At 40.0% G+C, this 6733-nt stretch carries 8 protein-coding genes; 2 read left to right on the top strand and 6 right to left on the bottom strand.

Annotated features, from left to right (window positions below; all coding sequences use genetic code 11):
- Positions 1–435: 435 nt before the first annotated feature.
- Positions 436–693, bottom strand: a complete 258-nt coding sequence (locus QYG89_RS14735; protein ID WP_404318598.1) for a hypothetical protein — start codon at positions 691–693, stop codon at positions 436–438.
- Between the two features lie 127 nt (positions 694–820).
- On the opposite strand from QYG89_RS14735, the gene QYG89_RS14730 reads away from it, so the two are divergent.
- Positions 821–1567, top strand: coding sequence for a polysaccharide deacetylase family protein (locus QYG89_RS14730; RefSeq protein ID WP_404318596.1), 747 nt, complete (start codon positions 821–823; stop codon positions 1565–1567).
- Between the two features lie 18 nt (positions 1568–1585).
- On the opposite strand, the gene QYG89_RS14725 is transcribed toward QYG89_RS14730, so the two are convergent.
- Positions 1586–2197: a KinB-signaling pathway activation protein gene (locus QYG89_RS14725; protein ID WP_404318595.1), complete on the bottom strand. Its 612-nt coding sequence runs from the start codon at positions 2195–2197 to the stop codon at positions 1586–1588.
- A gap of 142 nt (positions 2198–2339) precedes the next feature.
- Here QYG89_RS14725 and gerD point away from each other — a divergent pair, with 142 nt between their 5' ends.
- Positions 2340–2951 carry a spore germination lipoprotein GerD gene (gene gerD, locus QYG89_RS14720; RefSeq protein ID WP_404318593.1) on the top strand — a complete coding sequence of 204 codons (612 nt, stop codon included), beginning with the start codon at positions 2340–2342 and terminating at the stop codon, positions 2949–2951.
- A 49-nt stretch (positions 2952–3000) separates the two neighbouring features.
- Here gerD and QYG89_RS14715 read toward each other — a convergent pair whose 3' ends face one another.
- The 4 genes from QYG89_RS14715 to QYG89_RS14700 form a co-directional block, all read right to left on the bottom strand.
- Entirely contained in the window at positions 3001–4065 is a 1065-nt protein-coding gene (locus tag QYG89_RS14715; protein WP_404318606.1) for an Mrp/NBP35 family ATP-binding protein, read from the bottom strand.
- A gap of 143 nt (positions 4066–4208) precedes the next feature.
- Positions 4209–4913 carry an N-acetylmuramoyl-L-alanine amidase CwlD gene (gene cwlD, locus QYG89_RS14710; RefSeq protein ID WP_404318591.1) on the bottom strand — a complete coding sequence of 235 codons (705 nt, stop codon included), beginning with the start codon at positions 4911–4913 and terminating at the stop codon, positions 4209–4211.
- 147 nt (positions 4914–5060) lie between these two features.
- The gene (locus tag QYG89_RS14705; RefSeq protein ID WP_404318589.1) at positions 5061–5225 is read right to left on the bottom strand and encodes a hypothetical protein; all 165 of its coding nucleotides are present in this window, start codon (positions 5223–5225) and stop codon (positions 5061–5063) included.
- Between the two features lie 110 nt (positions 5226–5335).
- Positions 5336–6730, bottom strand: coding sequence for a glycosyltransferase family 2 protein (locus tag QYG89_RS14700; RefSeq protein ID WP_404318603.1), 1395 nt, complete (start codon positions 6728–6730; stop codon positions 5336–5338).
- Positions 6731–6733: the final 3 nt, after the last annotated feature.

Genomic DNA, 6733 nt, shown 5'->3' with positions numbered 1-6733 from the left:
CGCCGCCAGCGTTCGTCCTGAGCCAGGATCAAACTCTCCAAAAAGATGTTTGACTTGCTCAATTGTTTTAAATAAGAATTAACTTACTGGCATGTATTTTGTTCAGTTTTCAAAGATCAATTTCATCATTGTCTTCAACAGCGACTCATCCATAATACCACTGCGCTGTTATAAAAGTCAACGTTTTTTTATTTCTAAGTTGTCGCTTATTGTTTCTCGCAGCGACAATTAATAATTTAACATAATTCAAGCACTCCCGTCAACTATTTATTTATTTTTTTATTCTGTTGCTCAAAACTCAAGGCTCCTCATTGCAATCTAACTCAAATAAGACCGGTTTTCATTGATAGATAACCGGTCTTATCATTTCATTTTTTTCAAGCGGTCTCCTGCTACACGCAAAAACCTCACTTCTTTAAAGTCCTCCATGCCGCTTCATTGTATATCCGAAGAAGGGGCTGACTGATGGGCTTTTTCAACGGAATTTCTATAAGCTAAATATTTCATACACTCTTCTTTTGCGGCTACCCTTTTAAATAATTCAAATAACCTTACATACTTTTTCTTCATCGAACGCTTCACAGATTCATCTATTCGTGAATCGCCAAGATCAAATAAGATTTCATCCAGCTCCCGTTTAATCAAATAATAAATTTCCCTCTTCTCTTCTTCATTAATTAATAATGCCAGCATCTCATCACCCATTTTTCTTTTTATTCAACGTCATACTACTATGCTATTCCGTAAATCTATTTGTTTGTCATAATATTTATGTACTTGCTCATAAAATTGATTAAGACGATTTTAGCGGAGGGAGAGCATGACTTTTTTTTATACGTTGCACGCCAAAAAAACAAAGCAGTTTATATTGTTAATTTCCATTTCCTTTTTTACAGCTATTTTATTGTTTACCCAAAATTCCATGAGTATTCCTGTTTTTTCGGAAAAAGATTCTCCCAAGGCCGTGTATAAAGGAGAGAATGGAATTGCCTTAACTTTTGATATTGGATGGGGAGATGAAAAAGCCGCCCAAATCGTACAGACACTCATTCGCCATAAAGCAAAAGCAACCTTTTTCTTGTCCGGCTCTTGGGCGGAGCGCCATCCGGATCTCGTCAAGAAAATGAAAGAGCATCATTTCGAGATCGGTCTACTCGGCTATAACTATCTTGACTATACATCGATGGAGAAGGAAGAGATTAGAAAAGACTTATTGAAGGCGCAAGAAGTATTCAAGAAGCTGCAAATTGAAGACATTGATTTAGTACGGGCACCAACTGGCCACTTTAATCAAGAGGTGCTTCGTGTAGCTGAAGAGATGAGGCTAACGTACGTTCATTGGAGCATTAATACGAATGATTGGAAAAATCCCGGCACAGCTTCTATTTTATCCAGAGCAAAGGAAGCAAAAAACGGTGATATTTTGTTTATGCATGCATCAGACTCAGCTAAACAAACGAATGCCGCGCTTCCAGAGATCATCCAATCCACTCGATCAGTTGACAAGCTCGTGACAGTATCCGAATTAATTGCAAACGGCAAAATAGAAACAAAGATTATTCCATAATGAAAAAAAGCGGAGCCTCTAAGCTCCGCTTTTTTTCATTATGCGTTGATTGTATTTTGGCAAAGCAAGTAATTGAAAAGAGTTACATGGAAGCAAAGTAAAAAGCATAATGTACAGCCATTTCTCATCATTTGCCTGAAGAACCGGCAGCCATTCCAGAACAGTTACAACAATCATAAAAAATAAAGCAGAAATGAATACACTTTTGTTTGATTGTTTCGCTTTAAAGAAAGCTGTAATCAGACCCACCAAGAGAAGTAAAACAGCTAAAGAAATATAAGGAAGAAGCGACTCTCCTTTATCAGCAAACGCCTGGAAACGGAAATAAACGAGATCGAATAAAACAAACGCAATAACGACAAACTGTACACTGTTCCAAAATGAACGGAACATACTGGCGCCAAATTGATGAACGGTTAAATAAGCAAAGAAACCCATTTGACTAATAACGCTAAATGTAAAACCGACGAATAAATGCCACGCTAAAATAGAAAGTATATCCTTCCATCCACCCGTACTGACTAATGGCGCTAATTCATCCCAACGAATGAAAAAACCAAGAATGCTTGCCGCAATCCCGCCAATTACTAATGTATGTACAAAAAACCTGATCCAATTTCGGATTGTCACCTTGTTACCCCCAACTATATTGTTATCCCTTTCTGATTGTAACAACGAAAATTAAAAAAATCTAGGTAAAGACCTGACCTTGAATAATTTCTTTGCCTCTGTTCATATTAACAATAAGAAAACCCTAGAAAGGAGCTTATTCATGTGGAAATTTTTCTTACCGCTCCTCTTACTGATCTTCTCTCTGGCAGCTTGTGGAGGGGGGGCAGCCGATGTTGGAAACGCCCAGATGGATTATGATGCGACGAAAAAAATGGTCGTTGATATATTAAAATCAGATGATGGAAAAAAGGCTATTCAAGAAATGATGAAAGATGAAAAAGTAAAGCAGCAGCTTGTTATGGATCAGAAAATTGTCGCTCAAACCATTGAACAAACACTGCTGTCTAAAAAAGGTGAAGAATTTTGGAAAGAGGCATTTAAAGATCCCAAGTTCGCCAGCTCTATCGCTAAAGGCATGAAAAAAGAACAGGAAGAATTACTAAAAGAACTGATGAAAGATCCACAATACCAACAAATGATGCTGGACATTATGCAGGATCCCGAATATGAAAAGAACGTCACAAAACTGTTAAAGAGCAAAGAATACCGAGAACATTTACAAAAAATTACGACTGAAATATTTGAAAGTCCTCTATATAAAGCAAAAATACAAGATATTTTGCTAAAAGCAGCAAGCGAAGAAGCTGCTGGAGGAAAAGAGAAAAAGCAAGGGGAAGGCGGAGGACAACAAGGCGGGCAGCAAGGTGGATAATCATCAAAAAGACAGCCGATGAACATTTATACCGGCTGTCTTTTTATGTTTAGTTATTGTTTAACGTATGAATGACTTTTTCAGCAACCTCTAAATAAATTCTCCCTAGCTGATGATCTTCAGCATAAATAGAAGGGGCAAAGTCCTCTTCATCCCAATCTGGCTGTTGAAGCGGCAATCTTCCCAACACTTCTGTCCGTAGTTCTTCCGCTAGTTTGTCCCCGCCTCCACGTCCAAAGACGTATTCTTTTTCACCTGTATTCTTACTCTCGAAGTAAGCCATGTTCTCGATGACTCCGATGATTTCATGATCCGTTTGTAAAGCCATTGCACCCGCTCGAGCGGCTACAAACGCTGCTGTTGGGTGTGGAGTGGAAACAATAATTTCTTTTGAATGAGGAATCATTGAATGAACATCGAGTGCTACATCACCTGTGCCCGGCGGCAAATCAAGCAGCAGGTAATCTAGTTCGCCCCATTCCACTTCTTGAAAGAAGTTATTGAGCATTTTTCCAAGCATCGGTCCACGCCAAATAACCGGCGCATTATCATCAACGAAAAAGCCCATGGAAATAACCTTTACACCAAAGCGTTCCACGGGAACAATTTTTTCGCCGCGCACAACAGGCCGCTGTGTAATTCCCATCATATCAGGTACGCTGAATCCGTAAATATCAGCATCCACAAGACCTACTTTCTTTCCTAAACGCGCAAGAGCTACAGCAAGGTTCACAGAAACAGTCGATTTACCGACACCGCCTTTACCGCTTGCAATTGCTATAAATGTTGTTCGACTTTCCGGCGAAAGCAAATCTTGTCCATGTTCCTGGCTGCCTTGTGACCCGCGATATTTGGACAGCACCTCCTCTGGAAGCTCTGTAAAGCGAATACCGACCGTTTTGGCACCTGCCGCTTTTAGCGCTTCCACAATTTGCATTTGAAACTGCAGCTGCTCAGCCGTCCCTGTTTGGGCGATAGCTACTTTGACACTCACATGCTGCTTTTCTTCTTTAATGCTGACTTCAACAATGCCGCCGGTTTCCGCCAGCGTTTTATGTAAAATAGGATCGTTCATTTCACTTAACATCTCTTTTACTTGCCCTTCTGTTACCACACTATCCACATCCTTCATCTTCGTCATTTTCTCTTATAGTATAGCAATAACAGTTTGTAAACAAAAGCAGAGAGCTAGACGTATGTAGATGCCTTCAAACATGATACCCATATAAAACAAAAAGGATAGAGCCCGATCTGCTCTTATCCCTCCTTATCATCCACATACTTCATAATGCCTTTATAAATAGAAGCCGCTACTTTTTCTTGATATTCCTCTGTTAACAAGTCCTGTCTCTCCGCCGGATTGGATAAAAAGCCGATTTCCACTAACGCCCCTGGCTTATTTGCATATTTCAACAAATAGACATGATTGATGGCCTTTGCTTCCCTGTTCGTATTTTCCAAATTTAAAACTACTTCATATTGAATGTCTTTCGCTAATTCCTTGTTTTCCTGCATATGAGGAGCATAAAACGTTTGAGCCCCTCTCCAGCGCGGTGATGGAATCGCATTTAAATGAATACTTACAAACAGATCCGCCTTCGATTCATTAATTAAACTCAACCGTTTTTGTAAATCTTCTGTTTTTCTTCCGCGATAAGACCGCGTATCAGGAGAGGCAAGATCCACGTCCTTTTCTCTTGTCATTAAAACAATGGCACCCTGCCCTTGTAAATAGTCCCTGACTTTCTCTGTAACAGACAACGCAATATCTTTTTCTAGTGCCTCTTTATCCCCTGCCCCTCCATCTGCTCCCCCATGGCCGGCATCTAAATAAATCGTTTTTCCTGAAAGCGGCATATTCCAAGGCTTCCAGGACATATTATCCGTGCCCCAAATTTGAATGACAAAAGTAAGGATGGCACTACCTAGTAAAAAAACAATCCACCTTCTCCACCCTTTCATCGAACTCCCCCTTTTTCACTCCTGTTGCCATCATATGGGACAAGGGCGAAAATTATGAGTGAGCACACAAAAAAGAGGATGCTCCTTAAACTTTTCTTTCGGAGCATCCTCATCTTTAGCAGCAAGCTGCACACTTGTTTTCTGACGTTACTTGCCTCTGCCTTTTCGGCCAAGGTTAGAGTTGCGGTTTGCGCCTTTCATTGGGTTTTCTTCAGCAGCAAACTCTGTGGAATAATCCATTTCCTCAATATTCTTCTTCGGCGTTTTTGCATGTTTTTCTGCGGCATTTCTTTCTGCCTTACGCTTAGCCATCCAATGATCCCTTCCTTTCAATTGTAATGAATCATCGATAGTTTCCCCCATTCTTAGATTCACATGCACTAAACAAAGCAGACAGGTTAGGTAAATGGATGATTCAACGTTTAACCAGCTGAATTCATCTTTTCGCTGTCGAAATGATGCTCATCCTTTTTTCTAGACAATCCTTTACGCTTCATATATCCCCAATCATTTCGCTTTATTAAGAAAAATAATATGCCCTCCAGCCGCCATAACAGGGTAAGCGGCCTATACCAGAATGCTTCCGTAAGTGAAAAGATCATCATTTTCGCTATATCTTTGACTTTTGGATAGGAGTCAATGCTCCATGCTTCTAACAGGACAGATGCAATAGAAAAGACTCCGCCGTAAAGGATGAAAAGGAGGGATAATAGAATCGTCAATTCAACATAAATATCTCCTGCCAAAAAGGAAAGGATAAGATACAAGTAACCGCCTAACTCAATAATCGGCCCTAAACATTCAATAATCCAAAAATAAGGAAAAGCGATCATACCAATCACACCATACTTAGGGTTAAAAGTCATTTCTTTATGCTTCCACAAACTCCCCGCTAAGCCTTGATGCCATCTTCTCCGCTGTTTCCGTAAGTCTTGAACCGTCTCGGGAGCTTCTGTCCAACAAACAGGGTCGGGTACAAATTCAATTCTTTTTTTGATCTTTTTCTCTTTAATTAAGCGATGCAGCCTAACGACGAGCTCCATATCTTCACCCGTTGTATTTTTAGAGTAGCCTCCCGCTGCGATCACCCATTTCTTTTCAAATACACTAAAAGCTCCAGAAATAATAAGCACTAAATTGAATTTGCTTAATGCTATTCTGCCTAGAAAAAACGCTCTTAAATATTCTATCACCTGCATGATGACTAAAGCGTTACCTGAGAGCGTCGTATGCATTACAGCTCCCAGCTGAATGTCAAATCCATTTGCAACCCGCACACTTCCTCCAGCCGCGATAACCTCATCATTCGAAGAGACAATCGGTTTCATTACCCTTAACAAAGACGTCGTTTCTAAAACCGAATCTCCATCAATGGAACAGAAATATGGATACTTCGCCACATTTATACCAGCATTTAAAGCATCTGCTTTTCCGCCGTTTTCTTTTGTCACTAACAGTAAATTGGGATGAATGATTGATTGATATATACTCGTCATTTGTTCAGAAGGAAGCTGCATGCGGATCACTTTATTTGTTTTCTCCATTTGAAAATGCTGAATCATTCTTTCTTGCGTTTCATCCGTAGAACCGTCATTGACAACGATGACTTCTAATTGAGGATACTGCAAACACAACAAGGAACTGACCGTATCTATCACACCAATCTCTTCGTTATACACTGGAACAATAATCGAAACAGGTTTAGAGTAGGTGTACGCTAAATCCTCCTCATCGATAACATACTTATCCAGCTGCATCACCTTCTTTAACTCTATAAGCGAAAGAATGAGCATGACTGAGTAAACGATAATGACCATAGC

Source organism: Bacillus lumedeiriae, from assembly GCF_044891285.1.
Classification (GTDB): domain Bacteria; phylum Bacillota; class Bacilli; order Bacillales; family Domibacillaceae; genus Pseudobacillus; species Pseudobacillus lumedeiriae.
Note: the sequence above shows the minus strand (reverse complement) of the source record. Positions and strands in the feature narration are given on the sequence as shown.

Bases quoted from the DNA above. Each gene is read 5' to 3' on its own strand.
- QYG89_RS14735 (WP_404318598.1), bottom strand. From the start codon at position 693: ATGCTGGCATTATTAATTAATGAAGAAGAGAAGAGGGAAATTTATTAT.
- QYG89_RS14730 (WP_404318596.1), top strand. From the start codon at position 821: ATGACTTTTTTTTATACGTTGCACGCCAAAAAAACAAAGCAGTTTATA.
- gerD (WP_404318593.1), top strand. From the start codon at position 2,340: ATGTGGAAATTTTTCTTACCGCTCCTCTTACTGATCTTCTCTCTGGCA.
- cwlD (WP_404318591.1), bottom strand. From the start codon at position 4,913: ATGAAAGGGTGGAGAAGGTGGATTGTTTTTTTACTAGGTAGTGCCATC.
- QYG89_RS14705 (WP_404318589.1), bottom strand. From the start codon at position 5,225: ATGGCTAAGCGTAAGGCAGAAAGAAATGCCGCAGAAAAACATGCAAAA.
- QYG89_RS14700 (WP_404318603.1), bottom strand. From the start codon at position 6,730: ATGGTCATTATCGTTTACTCAGTCATGCTCATTCTTTCGCTTATAGAG.